This window comes from Leucobacter holotrichiae (genome assembly GCF_055791005.1).
Map to the genome: position 1 here is coordinate 59,236 of NZ_JBVUAC010000012.1, position 19,532 is coordinate 78,767.

At 70.1% G+C, this 19,532-nt stretch carries 17 protein-coding genes and 1 tRNA gene; 16 read left to right on the forward strand and 2 right to left on the reverse strand.

Translation table 11 applies throughout. The features are described from left to right. Positions 1 to 8 precede the first annotated feature (8 nt). The 11 genes from AC0KXF_RS13695 to rlmN all read left to right on the forward strand — a co-directional run bounded on the left by AC0KXF_RS13695 (position 9) and on the right by rlmN (position 11,058). Positions 9 to 386: a phage holin family protein gene (locus AC0KXF_RS13695; RefSeq protein ID WP_473109704.1), complete on the forward strand. Its 378-nt coding sequence runs from the start codon at positions 9 to 11 to the stop codon at positions 384 to 386. A 148-nt stretch (positions 387 to 534) separates the two neighbouring features. Further along, positions 535 to 607, forward strand: a tRNA-Glu gene (locus tag AC0KXF_RS13700). A 183-nt stretch (positions 608 to 790) separates the two neighbouring features. Beyond that, positions 791 to 1,867, forward strand: a complete 1,077-nt coding sequence (locus AC0KXF_RS13705; protein WP_473109705.1) for a 3-isopropylmalate dehydrogenase — start codon at positions 791 to 793, stop codon at positions 1,865 to 1,867. Positions 1,868 to 1,932: 65 nt separating this feature from the next. Then, positions 1,933 to 3,033, forward strand: coding sequence for a branched-chain amino acid aminotransferase (locus AC0KXF_RS13710; RefSeq protein ID WP_473109706.1), 1,101 nt, complete (start codon positions 1,933 to 1,935; stop codon positions 3,031 to 3,033). A gap of 86 nt (positions 3,034 to 3,119) precedes the next feature. Then, positions 3,120 to 3,908 (forward strand): fumarylacetoacetate hydrolase family protein, encoded by a 789-nt coding sequence (locus tag AC0KXF_RS13715; protein ID WP_473109707.1) that lies wholly within the window; start codon positions 3,120 to 3,122, stop codon positions 3,906 to 3,908. Positions 3,909 to 3,993: 85 nt separating this feature from the next. Then, positions 3,994 to 5,112: a carboxylate-amine ligase gene (locus AC0KXF_RS13720; protein ID WP_473109708.1), complete on the forward strand. Its 1,119-nt coding sequence runs from the start codon at positions 3,994 to 3,996 to the stop codon at positions 5,110 to 5,112. 152 nt (positions 5,113 to 5,264) lie between these two features. Continuing rightward, a complete protein-coding gene (locus AC0KXF_RS13725) occupies positions 5,265 to 6,608 on the forward strand; it encodes a sigma-54-dependent transcriptional regulator family protein (RefSeq protein WP_473109709.1) in 1,344 nt (447 codons plus the stop codon). A gap of 168 nt (positions 6,609 to 6,776) precedes the next feature. Further along, entirely contained in the window at positions 6,777 to 8,300 is a 1,524-nt protein-coding gene (exaC, locus tag AC0KXF_RS13730) for an acetaldehyde dehydrogenase ExaC (RefSeq protein WP_473109710.1), read from the forward strand. After that, the gene (locus AC0KXF_RS13735) at positions 8,287 to 8,763 is read left to right on the forward strand and encodes a DUF779 domain-containing protein (protein WP_473109711.1); all 477 of its coding nucleotides are present in this window, start codon (positions 8,287 to 8,289) and stop codon (positions 8,761 to 8,763) included. Before exaC ends, AC0KXF_RS13735 begins: the two co-directional genes overlap by 14 nt. Before the next feature lie 72 nt (positions 8,764 to 8,835). Beyond that, a complete protein-coding gene (locus AC0KXF_RS13740) occupies positions 8,836 to 9,666 on the forward strand; it encodes an aldo/keto reductase (RefSeq protein ID WP_473109712.1) in 831 nt (276 codons plus the stop codon). Positions 9,667 to 9,756: 90 nt separating this feature from the next. After that, positions 9,757 to 11,058, forward strand: coding sequence for a dual-specificity RNA methyltransferase RlmN (gene rlmN / locus AC0KXF_RS13745; protein ID WP_473109713.1), 1,302 nt, complete (start codon positions 9,757 to 9,759; stop codon positions 11,056 to 11,058). A 1-nt stretch (position 11,059) separates the two neighbouring features. On the opposite strand, the gene AC0KXF_RS13750 is transcribed toward rlmN, so the two are convergent. Then, positions 11,060 to 12,160: an aminotransferase class V-fold PLP-dependent enzyme gene (locus tag AC0KXF_RS13750; protein WP_473109714.1), complete on the reverse strand. Its 1,101-nt coding sequence runs from the start codon at positions 12,158 to 12,160 to the stop codon at positions 11,060 to 11,062. 93 nt (positions 12,161 to 12,253) lie between these two features. On the opposite strand from AC0KXF_RS13750, the gene AC0KXF_RS13755 reads away from it, so the two are divergent. Genes AC0KXF_RS13755 through AC0KXF_RS13775 form a run of 5 tightly spaced genes read left to right on the forward strand, consistent with a single transcriptional unit; the run spans position 12,254 to position 17,869 of the window. Continuing rightward, positions 12,254 to 13,204: a LysR family transcriptional regulator gene (locus AC0KXF_RS13755; protein ID WP_473109715.1), complete on the forward strand. Its 951-nt coding sequence runs from the start codon at positions 12,254 to 12,256 to the stop codon at positions 13,202 to 13,204. Further along, a complete protein-coding gene (locus AC0KXF_RS13760; protein ID WP_473109716.1) occupies positions 13,201 to 14,547 on the forward strand; it encodes an MFS transporter in 1,347 nt (448 codons plus the stop codon). The genes AC0KXF_RS13755 and AC0KXF_RS13760 overlap by 4 nt, the downstream gene beginning before the upstream one ends. Positions 14,548 to 14,587: 40 nt before the next feature. Beyond that, a complete protein-coding gene (gltX, locus tag AC0KXF_RS13765) occupies positions 14,588 to 16,114 on the forward strand; it encodes a glutamate--tRNA ligase (RefSeq protein ID WP_473109717.1) in 1,527 nt (508 codons plus the stop codon). A gap of 2 nt (positions 16,115 to 16,116) precedes the next feature. Then, on the forward strand, positions 16,117 to 17,142 hold the full coding sequence (locus AC0KXF_RS13770; protein WP_473109718.1) for an NAD(P)/FAD-dependent oxidoreductase: 1,026 nt from the start codon (positions 16,117 to 16,119) through the stop codon (positions 17,140 to 17,142). Further along, positions 17,135 to 17,869, forward strand: a complete 735-nt coding sequence (locus AC0KXF_RS13775) for a queuosine precursor transporter (RefSeq protein WP_473109719.1) — start codon at positions 17,135 to 17,137, stop codon at positions 17,867 to 17,869. The genes AC0KXF_RS13770 and AC0KXF_RS13775 overlap by 8 nt, the downstream gene beginning before the upstream one ends. A gap of 82 nt (positions 17,870 to 17,951) precedes the next feature. On the opposite strand, the gene tgt is transcribed toward AC0KXF_RS13775, so the two are convergent. Next, positions 17,952 to 19,289, reverse strand: coding sequence for a tRNA guanosine(34) transglycosylase Tgt (gene tgt / locus AC0KXF_RS13780; RefSeq protein WP_473109720.1), 1,338 nt, complete (start codon positions 19,287 to 19,289; stop codon positions 17,952 to 17,954). Positions 19,290 to 19,532: the final 243 nt, after the last annotated feature.

The window sequence follows — 19,532 nt, forward strand, 5'->3', positions numbered from 1 at the left end:
CGTAACTGGTGCTGGCCGCGATCGCCATGACCGTGTGCCACTTTGCGCTCCCGGGCTTCGAGATGCGCATCGCGGGATTCCTGGTGGCGCTCGGGGTGTTCACGATCGCGCACGCCGTGCTGGGGCCGTTCGTGCTCAACATCGCCCAGCGATACGCGGCGCCGCTCGCCGGAGGGGTCGGGCTCGTGGCCACGCTGCTGGCGCTGTGGATCGCCACGCTATTCCAGGGCGGCATCACGATCCGCGGCGTCGAGACCTGGGTGCTGGCGCCCATCATCGTGTGGGTGATCACGGCGCTCGGCGGGTGGATCTTCATGGCGCTCGTCGTCGACAGGCGTCTGAAGCGGCGCGCGGCCGAGAAGGCGATGCGGCACAGCAGTTCGTGAACGCGGGTAGTCGCGGTGAAGATCCGCGGAATCATGCGGGACACACCCGGGGTGCGCGGACGGATTTGCTCCAGCTCGCAAAGGTGTGCCAATATATATGAGTTGCCAGCGCAGCGGGGGAGATCCCGGAAGAGCTGCAACAGCGTCCGGCCCCATCGTATAGCGGCCTAGTACGCCGCCCTCTCACGGCGGTAACGCGGGTTCGAATCCCGCTGGGGTCACCGGAAGCGAAAGCCTCACCTTCGGGTGGGGCTTTCGTCGTTTCTCGATCGTATGCGCAGTGGCGGCGCGATACCCGTGCGACGGCGTCGAGGGCGCGAGCCGCTCTCGGGTCGGGCGAATCGAAACGTCCGCGGTCGCGAGTAAGCTGGATACGTTCTGTCAGGCACGAAGAGGAGCGTTCAGTGACCCGCACCATCAAGCTCGCCGTCCTTCCCGGCGACGGTATCGGACCCGAGGTGATCGAGCAGGCCAATCGTGTGCTCGATGCCGTGCTCGCCGGCGGTGACGCGGTGCTCGACCGCACGGAGTTCAAGCTCGGTGCGGAGCGCTATCTGGCGACGGGCGAGACGCTGCCCGAGGCCGAGCAGGCCGAGATCGCGCAGCACGATGCCATCCTCTTCGGTGCGGTGGGCGGGGTTCCGGGGGATCCCCGCCTGAAGAACGCCAACATCGAGCGAGGCCTGCTGCTCAAGCTGCGCTTCGACTTCGACCACTACGCCAACGTGCGGCCCTGCACCCTGTTCCCCGGGGTCGAGTCGACGCTGAAGAACCCGGGCGACGTCGACTTCGTCGTGGTGCGCGAGGGCACCGAGGGCCCCTATGCGGGCAACGGCGGCCGTCTGCGCGCGGACACCCCTCACGAGGTCGCAACTGAGGTCTCGGTCAACACCGCCTTCGGCATCGAGCGCGTGGTGCGCTACGCCTTCGAAATCGCGAGCAAGCGCCCCCGCAAGAAGCTCACCTGGGTGCACAAGACCAATGTGCTCGTGCACGCGGGCGCCACCTGGCAGCGCATTGTGCGGGCCGTCGCCGCCGAGTACCCCGACATCGCCGTCGACTACATGCACGTCGACGCGGCCACCATCTTCATGGTGCAGGATCCGGCGCGCTTCGACGTCATCGTCACTGATAACCTGTTCGGTGACATCCTCACAGACCTGGCCGGCGCCATCGGCGGCGGCATCGGGCTCGCAGCCAGCGGCAACATCAATCCCGACGGCACGTTCCCGAGCATGTTCGAACCCGTCCACGGTTCTGCGCCCGACATCGCGGGGCAGCAGAAGGCGGATCCGACCGCGGCGATCCTGTCCGCAGCCCTCATGCTCGATCACCTGGGCCTCGCCGCCGAGGGCGACCGTGTGCGCGACGCCGTGCGCGCCGATCTCGCGAACCGCCTCGACCCCGCGACCGGCGCGGTCGCGGCGCGGTCCACCTCCGAGGTGGGCAGCGCGATCATCGAGCGGATCGCGGCGCGCTGATCCGCCGCGGGGCCCCTCCCGAACCTCCCTCACGACCGCCCGCACGGGCGACAGAAAGCAACGCCATGACCGAGCTCACCTTCACCCGCACCCCGGCAAACCGTCTCCCCGACGCCGAACGCGAGGCCGTCCTCGCCGACCCCGGTTTCGGCAAGCGCTTCACCGACCACATGGTCTCGATCGTCTGGGACCGCGAACGCGGCTGGCACGACGCCGAGGTGCTGCCCTACGGCCCGATTCCCATGGACCCCGCGTCGTCGGTGCTGCACTACGGTCAGGAGATCTTCGAGGGGCTCAAGGCGTACCGCCACCCGAACGGCGACATCGTCACCTTCCGCCCCGAGGCCAATGCCCAGCGCCTCAATGAGAGCGCGGCGAGGCTCGCGCTGCCCGAGCTGCCGGTCGAGCTGTTCGTGCAGTCGATCCACGAGCTCGTGCGGGCCGACGCGGACTGGGTGCCGAGCGGCGCCGACCAGAGCCTCTACCTGCGTCCGTTCATGATCGCCGATGAGAGCTTCCTCGGGGTGCGAGCCGCCGAGCGCGCCCGCTTCCTCGTGATCGCCAGCCCGGCGGGCCCCTACTTCACGGGCGGCGTGAAGCCGGTGTCGATCTGGCTCTCCGGCGACCTGGCGCGCGCCGGCCGCGGCGGCACCGGTGCGGCGAAGTGCGGCGGCAACTACGCCTCGTCGCTGCTGCCGACGCGCATCGCGGCTCAGCACGACTGCGCTCAGGTGCTCTTCACCGACTCGGCGACGGAGGACACGATCGACGAGCTCGGCGGCATGAATCTGTTCCTCGTGCACCGCGACGGCAAGCTCATCACGCCCGCCCTCAACGGCAACATCCTCGACGGCATCACCCGCAAGAGCCTTATCCGGCTCGCCGAGGACCGCGGACTCGCCGTCGAGGAGCGCCAGGTGACCGTGCGCGAGTGGCGCGAGGGCGCCGCCGACGGCTCCATCACGGAGGCGTTCGCCTGCGGCACCGCCGCGGTGATCACGCCGATCCGCGAATTGAAGAGCGAGCAGGGCGTGCTCGTCGACTTCGGCGATCGGGCGCCCGGCGAGATCACCATGTCGCTGCGCGAGGAGCTCACCGGTATCCAGTTCGGCACGGTCGAGGATCGCTTCGGCTGGGTGGATCGGATCGTCACCGCCGGGGAGTAGCGGGTCGAGCGGCTGAGGCCGCGGGACGGGTGACGCGCACGCCGGTCCGCCCGTATCCCAGCAGATACCAAGACGAAGAGGGGCACATGAAGGTCGTACGTTTCGAAGCAGAGGGCGAGATCTCCTACGGGGTTCTCGATGAGGCCGAAGACGGCAGGGGCGTCGAGATCGTCGAGCTGACGTCCGATCCGCTCGTCTCCGGTTTCGATACCACAGGGCGCCGACTGCGCCTCGATGCCGTACGCCTGCTGGCGCCCGTGATCCCGCGCTCGAAGGTCGTCTGCGTCGGCAAGAACTACTCCGAGCACATCGAGGAGATGCGATCCGAGACCGGCGGCGACGCCCCGGAGGAACCGCTGCTGTTCCTGAAGCCCAACACCTCGGTGATCGGCCCCGGGGATCGCATCGTGAGGCCCGGGATCTCGGATCGCGTCGAGCACGAGGGCGAGCTGGCGATGGTGATCGGCGCCGTCGCCAAGGACGTTCCCGAAGAGGACGCGCTGAAGTACGTCTTCGGGTTCACCTGCGCGAACGACGTGACCGCGCGCGACCTGCAGATCAAGGACGGGCAGTGGACCCGCGGCAAGGGCTTCGACACGTTCTGCCCGCTCGGGCCGGTCATCGAGACCGACCCCGACCTCGGCGACGCCCGCGTCGTGACCCGCGTGAACGGCGAGGTGCGCCAGGACGGACGGACGTCGCAGCTCATCTTCTCGCTCGCGCGCATCGTCGCGCACGCCTCGCAGGCGTTCACGCTGCTGCCCGGCGACGTGATCCTCACCGGCACGCCCGCGGGAGTCGGGCGCCTCGAAGCAGGCGACACGGTCGAGGTCGAGATCGACGGGATCGGAATCCTGCGTAACACCGTGGTGTGACCCGCGCGCCCCGGTGTAGCATGACGCGACGGGCGACGGCGATCCTGCCGCGCTGCGAGAGCCAGATCGAACGGACGGTGCTGAGATGGCAGCCGACACCCCCGCTCCGCCCCGCTTCGGCGTCGAGGAAGAGTATCTGCTGCTGGACGCGACGACCGGTCTGCCTCGCGACGGCGCCGACGGCATGATCGCGGCGCTTCCCGGGCTGCGCGCCGAGCACGAGTACTTCCACAGCCAGCTCGAGACCGCCACGCCGCCGTGCACTCGCGGAGCTGAGGCGTTCGACTCCCTCGCGGAGTTCCGCACTGCTGCTTCGCACGCCGCGACGGATCAGGGTCTCGTGCTCGCGGGCACCGGCCTGCCGCCGGTCGGCGGCGACGCTCCCGGCCGGGTCACCGAGAACGAGCGGTACCGGGAGATCGATCGCACGATGCGGGGTATGGTGCACCGCTATTACTCGACGGGCACCCACGTGCACGTGGAGGTCCCCTCGCGCGACGCGGGCGTCGAGGTCTTCGCGCGCATCGCCCGGTGGTCGCCCGTGCTCGTCGCGCTGACGAGCAACTCGCCGATCTGGCTCGGCGGCGACTCGGGCTATGCGAGCTGGCGGTATCTGCAGCTGCAGCAGTGGCCGAGCTCGGGCTACCCGCCGAGCTTCGCCGATGCGGCCGGGTACGACGAGGTGGTGCAGCAGCTCGTGAGGGCGGGCGCGCTGCTCGACACGGCGCTCGTGAACTGGTCGATCAGGCTCTCCGAGAAGTTCCCCACGATCGAGCTGCGCACCGCCGACGCGCAGCTCGAGAGCGGCGACGCGGTATCGTTCGCCCTCATCTTCCGCGCGCTCGCGCATCGCGCGCTGCAGGAGCGGGAGACCGGTGCCCCTGTTCCCGAGTATCAGCGCGACGCGCTGCGGGGCGCGCACTGGGTTGCGGCGCGGAACGGACTCGGATCCGAGCTGGTGGATCCCGAGACCGGGGCTCCGCGGGCGGCCGCAGAGGTGGTCGCCGACCTGCTCTCCCACGTCGCCGAATCCCTCGAGGCTGCCGGTGACCTCGAGCGCGTGCAGCGCTTCCTCGAGCGCCGGCTCGCCGACGGGGGAGGAGCGGCGCTGCAGCGGCGGGCCTGGCAGCGCGGCGGCATCGATGCGCTGCTCGAGCTCTATCGCGAGGCCTCGTCGGCCGGCTCCCTGTCTTCATCGAGATGACGCGTACGGCCCGTCTTCGGCGGGTTCTGGGCTCCGAGCGTCATCTCGATGACGGTACCCAGCGGGCGGAAAGCGGCGAAGCCCCGGTTCGCGACGACCCCTGATCATCCTCGGGTACACTCGGGGCACCGAGCCGCGAAGAGGAGGCAGAGGTGGCGAGCGGATGGCAGGCACTGCGCCGCGGCGAATCGGCGAGCGAGCGCCGGCGACAGCTCGAGCGCGCCCACGAGCAGTTCGTGGGCTCCGCCGCGATCGCCGCCGATCGGGAAGCGCGTGAGCGATTCGCCGAGCAGGTCGCGCTGCGGCCGGTGGTGCTGGAGTCGTGGTTGCGTTCGCAGCGTCGCACCATCGACCCCGATCGCCCGCCCGACAGGCCGGCGCTGAGCGAGGATCAGCTCGCCGAGCTTCGCCGCGTGCATCCGATCGGCCGCGTGCTGCCGGTCATCGAGCGCCTGCTGCTCGACGCGGCCGAGGACGCCGGTTTTATCGTCGCCGTCGGGGACGCCGCAGGCCGGCTGCTCTGGGTCGACGGAGACTTCCGCCTCCGGTCTCGGGCGGAGGACATGGGCTTCCGGGCGGGCATGGACTGGTCGGAGGGGTCCGTCGGCACGAGCGCCCCCGGGAGTGCGCTCGCGCTCGACCACGCGATCCAGGTGCTCGGCGCCGAGCACTACAACCGGGCCGTGCACCAGTGGAGCTGCACCGCGGCGCCCGTGCACAACCCCGAGACCGGGGCGATCATCGGCGTGATCGACGTGACGGGAGGCGACAGCGCCGCCTCGCGGCACATCCTGCCCCTCGTCGAGGCGACGCTCGGAGCCGTCGAGGCCGAACTGAAACTCGAGTCGCTCAGGGACCTCATCGAAGAACGGCGGAGCGCCGGAGCCCGACTTGCGCCCCGCTCGTCTTCCACGACGCGTCTCGTCGTGCTGGGCCGCGATCCCGCGATCCTCGAGCACGGCGACGCGTCGCTCCCGCTCACCGGCAGGCACGCCGAGATCCTGCTCGCGCTCGCCGCGGCACCGCAGGGGCTCACGGCCGCGGCACTGGCGGAGGAGGTCTACGGCAACGCCGGTTCCGAGCAGACCCTGCGAGCGGAGCTGGTCCGTCTGCGCAAGTGGTGCGAGCAGGCCGGGATCGATCTCGGTCTCTCCTCGCGCCCGTACCGCATGGCTCAGAGGATCCGCATCGACGGGATCGAGATGCTCGAAGCGCTGGAGCGCGGGGCGCACCGTCTCGCGCTCGCAGCCTACGAGGGGCCGGTGCTTCCCGCCTCGACCGCGCCGGTGGCTGAGAGGCTGCGGAGCGAGGTCGATGCCACGCTCCGCGAGGCGATGCTGCAGTCGGCGGGGGCGGATCCGCTCTTCGAGTACGCGCAGCACTGGGCGGGCGACGACGCCGAGGTGTGGGAGACCCTGCTGCAGGTGCTGCCGCCGCTGTCGCCGAGGCGCGCCCGGGTGGTCGCAAGGCTCGAGGCGCTCGACGACGGCGGGTGAGGCGAGGAGCGGCGGGCACCGGCGCTAGCGGCGGGAGGCCCCGGCGGCTCCCCTCCGCTCGGCGGCTGCGCCATGCAACGTTCGTGCAACGGTGCCGGGCGTAGTCTCCGAGCACCGGGAGTCCCTCGGCTCCCGGAATCCAGACAACGACGTCAGAGGAGACCCATCATGACCGTGTACGCCTCCCCGGGCCAGCCCGACTCGCTGGTGCAGTTCAAGAGCCGCTACGAGAACTACATCGGCGGCGAGTGGGTGCCGCCGAAGCAGGGCCGCTACTTCGAGAACCCGTCGCCGGCGACGGGCAAGACCTTCTGCGAGATCCCGCGCAGCACTGCGGAGGACATCGAGCTCGCGCTCGATGCGGCCCACGCCGCAGCGCCGACCTGGAACAGGACGAGCCCTGCCGAGCGGGCGGTGATCCTCAACAAGATCGCGGACAGGATCGAGGCCAACCTCGAGATGCTCGCCGTCGCCGAGACCTGGGACAACGGCAAGGCGGTCCGCGAGACGCTGAACGCCGACCTCCCGCTCGCGATCGATCACTTCCGGTACTTCGCGGGCGCGATCCGCGCGCAGGAAGGCGGCATCTCGCAGATCAGCGAGGATCTCGTCGCCTACCACTTCCACGAGCCCCTGGGCGTGGTGGGTCAGATCATTCCGTGGAACTTCCCGATCCTCATGGCGACCTGGAAACTCGCGCCCGCGCTCGCCGCGGGCAACTGCGTCGTCATCAAACCCGCCGAGCAGACCCCGGCGTCGATCCTCGTGCTGTTCGAGCTCATCGGCGACCTGCTGCCCCCGGGCGTCGTGAACATCGTCAACGGCTTCGGCGCCGAGGCCGGCAAGCCGCTCGCCTCGAGCCCGCGCATCCGCAAGATCGCGTTCACGGGCGAGACGACGACCGGCCGCCTCATCATGCAGTACGCCTCGGAGAACATCATCCCGGTGACGCTGGAGCTCGGCGGCAAGAGTCCGAACCTGTTCTTCGAGGACGTGATGGCTCAGGACGACGCCTACTGGGACAAGACGCGGGAGGGCTTCACGATGTTCGCCCTCAACCAGGGCGAGGTCTGCACCTGTCCGTCCCGTGCGCTGATCCAGGAGTCGATCGCGGGCGACTTCCTCGACGCCGTCGTGGAGCGCACCGAGCGCATCATGCGCGGCAACCCGCTCGACACCGACACGATGGTGGGCGCGCAGGCGTCGAACGACCAGTTCGAGAAGATCAAGTCGTACCTCGACATCGGCAGGCAGGAGGGAGCGCAGCTGCTCACCGGCGGCGGAGTCGAGGAGATCGGCGGCGAGTTCGCCGACGGATACTACATCCAGCCGACCATCTTCCGGGGTGACAACTCGATGCGCATCTTCCAGGAGGAGATCTTCGGGCCGGTGGTCTCGGCGACGACGTTCGCCGACTACGACGACGCGATCCGCATCGCCAACGACACGCTCTACGGCCTCGGCGCGGGCGTCTGGAGCCGCAACGGCAACACGGCGTATCGCGCGGGCCGCGATATCCAGGCGGGCCGCGTGTGGGTGAACAACTATCACAGCTATCCGGCGCACGCGGCATTCGGCGGGTACAAGTCGAGCGGCATCGGGCGCGAGAACCACCTCATGATGCTCGACCACTACCAGCAGACCAAGAACATGCTGGTCAGCTACAAGGAGACGGCAGATGGCTTCTTCTGAGCCGGAGGCCTGCGGGGCGCCGGGGGCGGATCCCTCGGCACCCGCCTCGCCCTCGCCCGAGATCCCCGGGTGCGTGGATACGCGCTCGGAGATTGAGGGCGAGACCGCGAGCCGCCTCGCCTTCACCCCGAAGGCGATCGAGCTCATCGACCTGCTGTGGGAGATGCACGGTCCGCTCATGTTCCATCAGTCGGGCGGGTGCTGCGACGGCAGCGCGCCCATGTGCTATCAGCGGGGCGAGTTCAAAACCGGCGGCCAGGATGTGCTGCTCGGCACCCTGGAGCTGCCGCCGATCCATCCCGGCGAGGACCGGCGCGAGATCGAGTTCTGGATGTCGCGCGAGCAGTTCGCTGTCTGGAGCCACACCCACCTCACGGTCGATGCGGTACCCGGCCGCGGCTCGGGCTTCTCGCTCGAGGCGCCCGAGGGGCAGCGCTTCCTCATCCGCTCCCGCCTGATCTGAGCGCGAGCGGGAGGCAGGGTTGTGTGCCGCACCCTCCTCCCGCGGGCCCCGTCCCGGTAATAGGGTGGAGGCATGACCGAACAGCGCGCCCACAACGGATTCACCCTCCCAGCAATCGGCTTCGGCACCTACCGTCTGAACGGGAGACCGGGCGCCGCCGCGGTGACGGAGGCGGTGCGGAGCGGCTATCGCCTGCTCGACTCGGCGTTCCGCTACGAGAACGAGGGAGCAGTGGGCCGGGGGCTGCGGGATGCCGGGGCGGATCGGGGCTCGGTCGTCTTCACCAGCAAGCTTCCGGGCCGCCATCACGAGTACGACGCCGCCCTGCGCACGATCGAGGAGAGCGTCTATCGCTCGGGCCTCGACGCGGTCGATCTCTACCTGATCCACTGGCCCAACCCGCTCACCGACCTGTACGTCGGAGCGTGGCGCGCCCTCATCGAAGCGCGCGAGCGCGGGCTCGTGCGCCAGATCGGTGTCTCCAACTTCCTGCCCGAGCACCTCGATCGGCTCGAGTGCGAGACCGGGGTGCTGCCGGTCGTGAACCAGATCGAGCTGCACCCCTACTTCCCGCAGCTCGACGCCGTCGACTACCACCGCGAGCGCGGTATCATCACGGAGGCGTGGAGCCCGGTGGGCCGCGGCAACGACGTCGCCGAGCAGCCGGTGATCGCCGAGATCGCGCGGGTGCACGGGATCACGCCGATCCAGACCATTCTCGCCTGGCACGTCGCCCGTGGGGTGGTGCCGCTGCCGAAGTCCGCCGACCCCGGGCGCCAGCGCGAGAACCTCGCCGCGGGGGATGTCGTGCTCTCGGCCGACGAGGTCGACGCGATCTCGGCCCTCGGGCGCCCGGACGGCCGCCTCAAGGACCAGGATCCCGCCGTCTACGAGGAGTTCTGAGCCCGCGGCGCGGCGCGGGTCACCCGGCTCGCGGAGCCCGGTATCGCCTCCGGGATCCCTCATCCAGACGCGGATGAGACAATGGGGGCGATGGATCCCAATAAACTCAACCACGACGCGTCGCCCGCCGAGGGCAAGCTGATCAAGACCCGCTCGCGCGGCGACGGCGCGCGCCCGCAGGTCAGGCCGAAGACCGAGGGCTGGAAGCAGCTCACCAGCCCCGATGGCCGGCCGACGCTGCAGTTCGCGTCGCCCCGCGTCAAGCAGCCCGCCACGCACCTCGCCGACATGACGCTCGCGGAGCGCGAGGCGAAGATCATGGAGATGGGGCTGCCGAAGTTCAGGGCGAAGCAGCTCTCGAAGCACTACTTCGAGCACCGCACCACCGATCCCGAGCAGATGACGGATCTGCCGAAGGACCGCCGCGCGGAGCTCGCCGAGGCCTTCTTCCCGCCGCTGCTCACCGAGGTGAAGCGGCTGGTCACCGACGACGGCGCGACGATCAAGTTCCTGTGGCGCCTCTTCGACGGCGCGCTCGTCGAGTCTGTGCTCATGCGCTACCCGGGCCGCATCACGCTCTGCGTGTCGAGCCAGTGCGGCTGCGGCATGAACTGCCCCTTCTGCGCGACGGGCCAGGCCGGGCTCACGCGCAACATGTCGACCGCCGAGATCCTCGATCAGGTGGTGCAGGCCAACCGTGTCATCGCCGAGGGCGGCCTGGGTCGTATGCGCGAGGCGGGCAACGGGGCCGAGCCCGAGCGGGTCAACAACATCGTGTTCATGGGCATGGGCGAGCCGCTCGCCAACTACAAGCGCGTGATGAACGCGGTGCACCGCATGATCGCGCCGTCGCCCGAGGGCCTCGGCATGTCGGCGCGCGGCATCACGGTGTCGACCGTGGGGCTGGCGCCGGCGATCCGCAAGCTGGCCGACGAGGACATCCCCATCACCTTCGCGCTCTCGCTGCACGCGCCGGACGACGAGCTGCGCGACGACCTGATCCCGGTGAACAGCCGATGGAAGGTCGAGGAGGTGCTCGATGCGGCTTACCACTACTACGAGACGACGGGCCGCCGCGTGTCGATCGAGTACGCGCTCATCAAGGACATGAACGACCACGCCTGGCGCGCCGACCTGCTGGCCGACAAGCTCAACGCTCGGGGCAGGGGCTGGGTGCACGTCAACCCGATCCCGCTCAACCCCACGCCGGGATCCATCTGGACCTCGTCGACGCGCGAGGTCACCCGGGAGTTCGTCGACCGCCTCAACGCTGCGGGGATCCCGACGACCCTGCGCGACACCCGCGGCAAGGAGATCGACGGCGCCTGCGGACAGCTCGTCGCGACGGAGCAGGACAAGGCCGAGGCCGCGGCGTTCGCCGAGGCCGGCTAGGTCAGCGGCTCAGCGCCCGCGCGAGCAGTTCCACGTCGTCGGCGGTGTTCCAGAGATGGAACGCGATGCGCGCATTCCCGGCTCGACCCGAAGCCGTGATGCCGCCGGCGGTCAGCGCTGCGAGCTCGGTGCCGGCGGGGTCCGCCCAGGTCACGATGGCCGAATCGCCCGCGGGCAGATCCAGCACCTCGCGCGCCGCGTTCGCGAGCTCGAGGTCGTGCGCGTGCACGGCGCGCGGATCGAGCGTCGCCAGGGCGCCGAGTGCGGCCTCGGTGCCGCCGAGGGCCGGCCACGCCGGGGAGACGTCGAAGCGCCCCGCTCCGGCCGCGAGCGGCATGTGCTCGGTGTAGCACGAGCTCCAGACGTCGTCGGCCGAGTACCAGCCGGCGGCCAGCGGCACCAGCTGCTCGTCGAGCCCCGCGCGCACGGTGAGGAAGGCGGTGCCTCGCGGGGCGCACAGCCACTTGTAGGCGTGGCAGACCGTGAAGTCGAACGGATCCGCCCCCACGGGCAGCCAGCCGAGCGACTGGGTGAGGTCGACGAGGGTGCGCGCGCCGACGTGTTCCGCTGCGGCTCTGATCGCCTCGGCATCCGCGACCTCGCCCGTCGCCGACTGCACGAGCGAGAAGGCCACGAGTGCGGTGTCCGTGCGCAGCTCCTCGGCGAGTCGTGAGACGGGCGCATATCGCACGCGCACGCCGCGATAGGCGAGCTGTTCGAGCGGGTGCGCCAGCGACGCGAAGTCGCCGGCGGCGCACAGCACCTCGGCGCCGTCGGGCACGGAGCTCGCGACCATGGAGACGAGCTGCGAGACCTGAGAGCCGAGCGCGACCCGGTCGACGGCGACGCCGGCGAGACGGGCGTAGTGCTCGCGGCACCGCTCCGCCTGCTCGCCGAGTGCGCGGGCGTCCGCGCGGCCGGCCCTCCAGTCGTCGATGAATCCGCGCATCGCTGCGACGGTGGCCGCCGTCGGGAGGCCCGCCGTGCACGCCGAGAGGTAGCCGGGCGGGGTTGAGAAGCCGAGTTCGGCGATGGGCAGGATCGCCGGCTGTGTGGCGGAACGGGTCTCGGCCGGGGACTGCGCTGCGGAGGCGGTGTTCATGAGGCCAGGTTAGGAGACCTCGATGCATAATGAAACAGAATCATTCTTATATTTTGCTTCGCTTCCGGTTATGTCCGGCGTACAATCGAGGCCATGAGCACCCAGCGAACTGCCGATCCGCTCGGCTCGATCGACTCCACCGAGCTGCGCATTCTGCATGCCCTCGCGACGACCGGCTCCCTGACCGCCGCCGCGGTGAGCCTGGGGCTGAGCCAGCCCGCGGTGAGCCAGCGCATCAAGCGCGTCGAGACGCGGCTCGCCGTGCCGCTGATCGAACGTAGCGGACGCGGGATCCGGCTGACGCCCGCCGGTCGGATCCTCGCCGACCACGGACGCACGGTCGTCGCCGAGATCGATGCGGCGCTCGCGGCGATCGACGATCTGCGCGGCGAGCGCGCCGGCACGCTGCGCATGGTCGGCTTCCCGAGTGCGAGCGCGACCCTCGTGCCGGCGCTCATGCGCGGTCTCGCCGTGGACGCCCCCGACGTGGCGCTGCAGTACCGCGAAGCCGAGCCTCCGGCCGCGACCGCCATGCTGCGCGACGGCGAGGTCGACTGCGCGCTCATCTTCGACTACGAAGGGGCGGCCGAACTGCCCGCGGGCAGCGCCTTTCTCCCGCTGTGGCGCGAGGAGGTGCGGCTCGTCGTCTCGGACGACCGGGCGAGCGGCGAGGCCGCGGTGAAGCTCGGCGAGTTCTCCGCCGACCACTGGATCGCCGGCTGCGAGAAGTGCCGGGGCCACCTGCTCAGCGCGGCGGGGGAGGCAGGCTTCGAGCCCGACATCATCCAGGAGACCGACAACGTTCCCGCGATGCTCGCGATGGCGGCCGCGGGCGGCGCCGTCGCGCTCGTGCCGGGGCTCGCGCTGGCCGCGGCGCGCACGCTGCCCGACGACGCCGTCGCGCTGCGGCTCGATCCGCCTCGCTACCGCACGATCGGGCTCGTCTCGATGGCGACGGCGAACGAGAGCCCGCAGGTGCGTCTCGCCAAGCGGCTGCTCGCGGGCGTCGACGGATCGTGCTGGGGGCTGGAGCCGGTCGCGTGAGCGGCACGGCCGGGCCCGGTGCGCGAGCCCAGGAGCGCGCGGCGCGGGGGCGGGCATCGGTGGACGCGGTGCTGGATCCGGACCGGCGCTCCCTGGTACAGCGGCGCACGGTGCTCGTGCTGTCCGCAGGCACCGTGCTCTCGGGCTTCGGAACGGGCGCCTCGCTGTCGGTCGGTGCGCTGGTGCTCGCCGAGCTCAGCGGCAACGAGGCCATCTCGGGGCTCTCATCGGCCCTGTTCAACGCCGGGGCGGCCGTCGCCGGGATCCCCCTCGCCCGCATCGCCGCGAGGCGCGGCCGCCGTGCCGCGCTCGTCACGGGCAGCGGCATCGCAGCGCTCGGCGCGCTGATCGCGATCATCGCCGGAGCGGTGCACGCCTGGCCCCTGTTCGCTGCGGGGGTCGCGCTGGTCGGTGTGAGCAGCGCGGTGTCGCTGCTGGCACGGTTTGCGGCGACCGACCTCGCGCTGCCGAACGATCGCGCGCGCGATCTCTCGTTCGTGGTCTGGTCGATCACGATCGGTGCGGTCATCGGCCCGAACCTGATCACCCCCGGCGAGGCCGTCGGGCGGGCGCTCGGCATCCTGCCGCTCGCCGGCGTCTTCCTCTTCGCACTGGCGGCCCAGGTGCTCGCGGCGCTCGTCAACTGGTTCGGGCTGCGACCCGACCCGTTGCTCGCGGCGCGGCTGCTGCCGCCGGAGACCGCGAGCACCCCGGTGATCGCGTCGAGTTCGGGCGAGTCGGCGGAGGCGGGCGATGCCGTCGCCGCTGGAACGGACCACGGCGCCGCGACCGGCGCGAGGAGCCCGCGGGCCAGGTGGCTCGTGATCGTCGGGATCGCGATGGCGCAGGCGATCATGGTCGCGCTGATGGCGATGACACCGCTGCACATCATGCACCACGAGGGGACCGCAGCACTCGTCGGCATCACGATCAGCATGCACATCGCGGGCATGTACGCGCTGTCGCCGGTGTTCGGCACCCTCGCGAGCAGGTTCGGGCGTCCGCGGGTGCTCTGGCTCGGGTGGGCGCTGCTCGCCTGCGCCGTCGTGCTCTCGTACATCGCGGGCCCCTCCCAGATCCTCGTCCAGATCGCGCTCACGACACTCGGCCTCGGGTGGAGCGCCGTGACGGTAGCGGGAGCCGCGCTGCTCACCGAGCTGACGCCCTCGACCGTGCGGCCGAAATGGCAGGGGAGATCCGACACCATCATGAGCGCCTCGGGCGCCGTGGCCGGGGTGCTGGCGGGCGTCGTCTTCGCGCTGGGCGACTTCGCGTTCCTCGCACTCGTCAGCGCGGTGTTCCTGGTGCTGGGTGCTCTGGCGACGCTGTGGGGGAGGCGCTGAGCGGCCCGAGCCGAGCGGCCTGGCATTAGAATGGAGCACGATGTCTACGAGCACCGTTCCCCAGTTCTCCACCGCCACCGGCAGCGACGTTCGCGTGCGCTTCTGCCCGTCCCCGACGGGTACCCCGCACGTGGGCATGGTGCGCACCGCCCTCTTCAACTGGGCCTACGCCCGGCACACGGGCGGCACCTTCGTCTTCCGTATCGAGGACACCGATGCCGCACGCGACAGCGAGGAGAGCTACGGGCAGATCCTCGATTCCCTGCGGTGGCTCGGCCTCGACTGGGACGAGGGCATCGACGTCGGCGGTCCCCACGGCCCCTACCGGCAGTCGCAGCGCGGTGAGATCTATCAGGACGTGATCGCGCGCCTCATCGAGGCCGGCTACCTCTACGAGAGCTACTCCACCGCCGAGGAGATCGACGCCCGCAACGAGGCGGCGGGCCGCCCGAAGCAGCTCGGCTACGACAACCACGATCGCGACCTCACCGACGAGCAGCGCGAGGCCTTCCGCGCCGAGGGGCGTCAGCCCGCACTGCGCTTCCGCGTGCCCGACACCGATCTCTCGTTCACCGACCTCGTGCGCGGCGACATCTCGTTCCCGGCCGGCTCGACCATCGACTTCGTCGTCGTGCGCCCCAACGGAGCCCCGCTCTACACGCTCGTGAACCCGGTCGACGATGCGCTCATGGGCATCACCCATGTGCTGCGCGGCGAGGACCTGCTGTCTTCGACCCCCCGCCAGATCGCGCTGCACAGCGCGCTCGTCGAGCTCGGCATCGAGCAGGCGATCCCGCAGTTCGGCCACCTGCCCTACGTGATGGGCGAGGGCAACAAGAAGCTGTCGAAGCGCGATCCCGAGTCGAATCTGCTCAACCACCGCTCGCGGGGCTTCATCCCCGAGGGGCTGCTCAACTACCTGTCGCTGCTCGGGTGGTCGCTGGCGCCGGATCGCGATGTGTTCTCGCGCGACGAGATGGTCGCGGCGTTCGACGTGGCGAACGTCAACCCGAACCCGGCCCGCTTCGACCAGAAGAAGGCCGACGCGATCAATGCGGACCACATCCGCCTGCTCTCGGAGGACGACTTCGAGTCGCGGATCCTGCCCTATCTCATCGCGGGCGGAGCGCTCCCGGTGGAGCCGAACGAGCAGCAGCTCGATATCGTGCGTCGGGCCGTGCCCCTCGTGCAGAGCCGGATCACCGTGCTCTCGGACGTCGTCGGGCTCATGGGATTCCTCTTCACCTCGACCGACTCCCTCGTCTACGAGGAGGACGCGCTGAAGTCGCTGAAGGACGACGCGCCGCAGGTGCTCTCGGCGAGCATCGATGCGCTCGAGGCCGTGCCGGCCGAGGAGTGGCAGACCGAGCGCATCCAGGGAGCGCTGCAGGCGGCCCTCATCGACGGCCTCGGGCTCAAGCCGCGCCTCGCCTTCGGACCGCTGCGCGTCGCTGCATCGGGGCGGCGCGTCTCGCCGCCGCTCTTCGAATCGTTCGAGCTGCTGGGCCGCGACGAGTCGCTCGCTCGTCTGCGTCGGCTCGCAGCGCAGCTCTCGGGCCGGGAGTAGCCGTGTCAGCCGCGGATCACCGGGAGCCGTCGCCGCCGATCGACGGCGACCAGCCGCCGCGCGTCGGCGTCGCGATCGTCGGCGGCGGCCCTGCCGGGCTCTCGGCCGGGCTGCAGCTGGTGCGCGCGAACCGGCGCATCGCGATCCTCGATTCGAACCGACCGCGGCACTCCGCGACGCTGCAGTCGCACGGGTTCCTGACTCGGGACGGGGCGTCTCCGCTCGAACTGCGCCGCCTCGGCCGCGAGGAGTTCGAGGCGTACCCCACCGCGGTGTTCTCGCAGGCGATGACACGCGAGGTGATCCCGCTCTCGGCCGATGAGGCGATCGCCGTCGGATTCCCCGACGGCATCGGCTTCCGGGTGCGGGGCACCGGGATCCGCGGCGCCGCCGACGTCGATTACATCGCGCGCAGGGTGCTCCTCGCGGCGGGCCTCACGGAAGAACTGCCGGCGCTGCCCATGATCCGCGCCTACTACGGCACCGCTCTGCACAGCTGCGTCGAGTGCGACGGCTTCGAGAAGACCGACAAGCCGCTCGTACTGATCGGCGAGACGAGCGACGTGTTCGCGCGCGCCCTGCTCATCAGCCGCTTCAGCTCCGACCTCATCGTCTTCACGAACGGCGCCGATACGGTGCGCCCCGAGCAGGAGGCCCAGCTCGCCTCCATCGGCATTCGCGTCGAGCGCAGGGCCATCGACGACGTGGTGGGCGAGCGAGCCGAGATGACGGGCGTGCGAATGGCAGACGGCGAGGTGATCCCTCGCGTGGGCGGTTTCGTGCGCCCGCGCTGGCACGCTCCCGTGGAGTTCATGGGCGACCTGCAGCTCGATCGCGACGACTGGGGCCTGGTGACGGTCGACGAACGGGGGGAGACCTCCGTGCGCGGCGTCTACGCCGTCGGCGACATCGTGCCGCCGGGGCCCCAGCAGCTCATCATCGCCGCGGGCAACGGGGCGAGGGTGGCGGCCAAATTGAACATGGATATGATCCGAGGCATGCTCGGGGTGGGACTGATCGATGAGTGAGACGCAGCAGATGAACGCCGCACAGGGATCCGACGATCCGGCGAAGTACCTGACTCCCGGGGCCCGCGCGGCCGCGGCGGGAGGGCGCTACGCGACGATCTCGGCGGTGTTCGTCGGCATCCTGCTGATCTCGAACGTGGTCGCGGTGAAGCCGATCGCGTTCGGGGCGATCCCCCTCGGAGAGTTCTCGCTGCCGCTCGTCTTCGACGGCGGAGTGTTCCTCTTCCCGCTCGCCTACATCCTGGGCGACGTGCTCGCCGAGGTGTACGGGCTGAAGGCGTCGCGTCGAGCGATCTTCACCGCGTTCGCCCTCGCGCTGGTGGCCTCGCTGACCATTCTCGCGGTGCAGGTGTCGCCCCCGGCCGACGGCTGGGAGAACCAGGAGGCCTTCTCGGCGGTGCTCGGTTTCGTACCGCGCATCGTGGCGGCGAGCCTGGTCGCGTTCCTGGGTGGGCAGCTGCTGAACGCGTGGGTGCTGGATCGCATGCGCCGTCGCACCTCGGGACGATTCCTGCGGACGCGCCTCATCGCCTCGACCATCGCCGGGCAGTTGATCGACACCCTGCTGTTCTGCACCATCGCGTTCGCCGGGGTCATCACGGGTCTCGACTTCGTGATGTACGTCGTGCTCGGTTACGTGGTGAAGGTTCTCGCCGAGGTGGTGCTGCTGCCGGTGACGACGCGCGTGATCCGAGCGGTCCGGGCAGCCGAGGAGCGCTCCGCCTAGTCTCCGCTCGACCTGCGACGCCCCGGGAAGCCGCTGCTCCCCGGGGCGTTTCACATCTGTCGGCCTCGCAGCCGTGCTCGGGTCAGCCGGCGTAGCGGGATGCCGCCTCGCGCGCGAACTCGAGGCCATACTGGCGGCTCAGGATCTCCTCGCGCAGCTCGCCGAAGGTGCCGTCGGTGATCGACTCGCGGATCCGCTCGACCAGACGCACGATGAATCGTTCGTTGTGGATGGTCGCGAGCGTCGAGCCGAGCATCTCCTTCGACTTGAAGAGATGGTGGAGGTAGGCCGCGGTGTAGTTCTCGCAGGTGTAGCAGTCGCACTCGGGGTCGAGCGGCTCGAAGCGCCGCCGCTGCGTGGCCGCCTTGGCGTTGATGCGTCCGCTGCTCGAGTACATCGTGCCGCCGCGCGCCTGGCGCGATGGAGCGACGCAGTCGAACGTGTCGGCCCCCGCCGCGATGCCTGCGAAGAGGTCGTCGGGCTCCGAGATCCCGAGCAGGTGCCGCGGCTTGTGCTCGGGGAGCTCCTCGCTCACCCAGCCGCAGATGGTGCCGAGCTCGGCTTTCTCGAGGGCGCCGCCGATCCCGAACCCGTCGAACTCCTGCTCGGGGGCTTCGGCGCCCCGCATCTCCGCGAGCCCCCGGGCCGCCTTGCGACGGAGGTCCTCGTACTGGGCGCCCTGCACCACGCCGAACAGCGCCTGATAGGGACGATGCGACCGCTCGGCAGTCTGGCGGGCGTGCTCGTCGAGGCATCGCACGGCCCACCGGGCGGTGCGGTCCACGGAATCCTCCTGATACGCGCGGGTGTTGAGCAGCGTCGTGCACTCGTCGAAGGCGAAGATGATGTCGGCGCCGAGCTGGTGCTGAATCCGCATGGACACCTCGGGCGTGAAGCGGTGGCGGTCGCCGTTGAGGAACGACTTGAAGGTCACGCCGTCCTCGTCGACGTGCGCGAGCCGCTCCTTGTTCTTCGCGATCACGTCGTCGCTCTGGTGCATTCCCTCGGTCATCGAGATGACCTTCTTGAAGCCGACCCCGAGCGACATCACCTGGAACCCGCCGGAGTCGGTGAAAGTGGGGCCGTGCCAGTTCATGAACTTGCCGAAGCCGCCCGCTTCGTCCACGATGTCGCTCCCCGGCTGCAGGAAGAGGTGGTACGCGTTCGCGAGCACCGCTTGGCCGCCGAACTGCTTCACCGTCTCGGGAAGCACCGCCTTCACTGTGGCCTTCGTGCCGACGGGGATGAACGCCGGGGTCTGGATGTCGCCGTGGGGAGTGCGGATCGTGCCCGCCCGGCCGAGCGGGCGGCCGTCGCTGCCCCGCACCCCGCCATGCTCGAGACGGTGCTCCACGGTGAAGCCGAAATCGGCGGGGGAGGGAGGGACGGGGGACAGGGTCTGCTCAGTCACGACCTCCATCTAAGCAGGGGAGAAGGCCTCATCGCCTGAAGGCCGCGTCTCGCGGCGGAGCGGCGCGCCCGGGAGATGTGGTTGGGGAAGCGGGTGGGGTGGGTTTTGGGTGTGTGAGGTGGGGTGGGGTGTCGGCGTGGGGGTGGTGGTCGCTGGGGTGGGTTTGGCGGTTTGGTGCGGGGACACGCCCGGGGTGTGGGTGGTTGTTGTGGGGGTGGGGGTTTGTGCGTAATGTATTCCCTTGTCAGCGCG

What these genes read in the sequence shown, in the direction of transcription:
- AC0KXF_RS13710 (WP_473109706.1), top strand. Translation starts at nt 1,933, where the DNA reads ATGACCGAGCTCACCTTCACCCGCACCCCGGCAAACCGTCTCCCCGAC.
- AC0KXF_RS13715 (WP_473109707.1), top strand. Translation starts at nt 3,120, where the DNA reads ATGAAGGTCGTACGTTTCGAAGCAGAGGGCGAGATCTCCTACGGGGTT.
- AC0KXF_RS13720 (WP_473109708.1), top strand. Translation starts at nt 3,994, where the DNA reads ATGGCAGCCGACACCCCCGCTCCGCCCCGCTTCGGCGTCGAGGAAGAG.
- exaC (WP_473109710.1), top strand. Translation starts at nt 6,777, where the DNA reads ATGACCGTGTACGCCTCCCCGGGCCAGCCCGACTCGCTGGTGCAGTTC.
- AC0KXF_RS13735 (WP_473109711.1), top strand. Translation starts at nt 8,287, where the DNA reads ATGGCTTCTTCTGAGCCGGAGGCCTGCGGGGCGCCGGGGGCGGATCCC.
- AC0KXF_RS13740 (WP_473109712.1), top strand. Translation starts at nt 8,836, where the DNA reads ATGACCGAACAGCGCGCCCACAACGGATTCACCCTCCCAGCAATCGGC.
- rlmN (WP_473109713.1), top strand. Translation starts at nt 9,757, where the DNA reads ATGGATCCCAATAAACTCAACCACGACGCGTCGCCCGCCGAGGGCAAG.
- AC0KXF_RS13750 (WP_473109714.1), bottom strand. Translation starts at nt 12,160, where the DNA reads ATGAACACCGCCTCCGCAGCGCAGTCCCCGGCCGAGACCCGTTCCGCC.
- AC0KXF_RS13755 (WP_473109715.1), top strand. Translation starts at nt 12,254, where the DNA reads ATGAGCACCCAGCGAACTGCCGATCCGCTCGGCTCGATCGACTCCACC.
- gltX (WP_473109717.1), top strand. Translation starts at nt 14,588, where the DNA reads ATGTCTACGAGCACCGTTCCCCAGTTCTCCACCGCCACCGGCAGCGAC.
- AC0KXF_RS13775 (WP_473109719.1), top strand. Translation starts at nt 17,135, where the DNA reads ATGAGTGAGACGCAGCAGATGAACGCCGCACAGGGATCCGACGATCCG.
- tgt (WP_473109720.1), bottom strand. Translation starts at nt 19,289, where the DNA reads ATGGAGGTCGTGACTGAGCAGACCCTGTCCCCCGTCCCTCCCTCCCCC.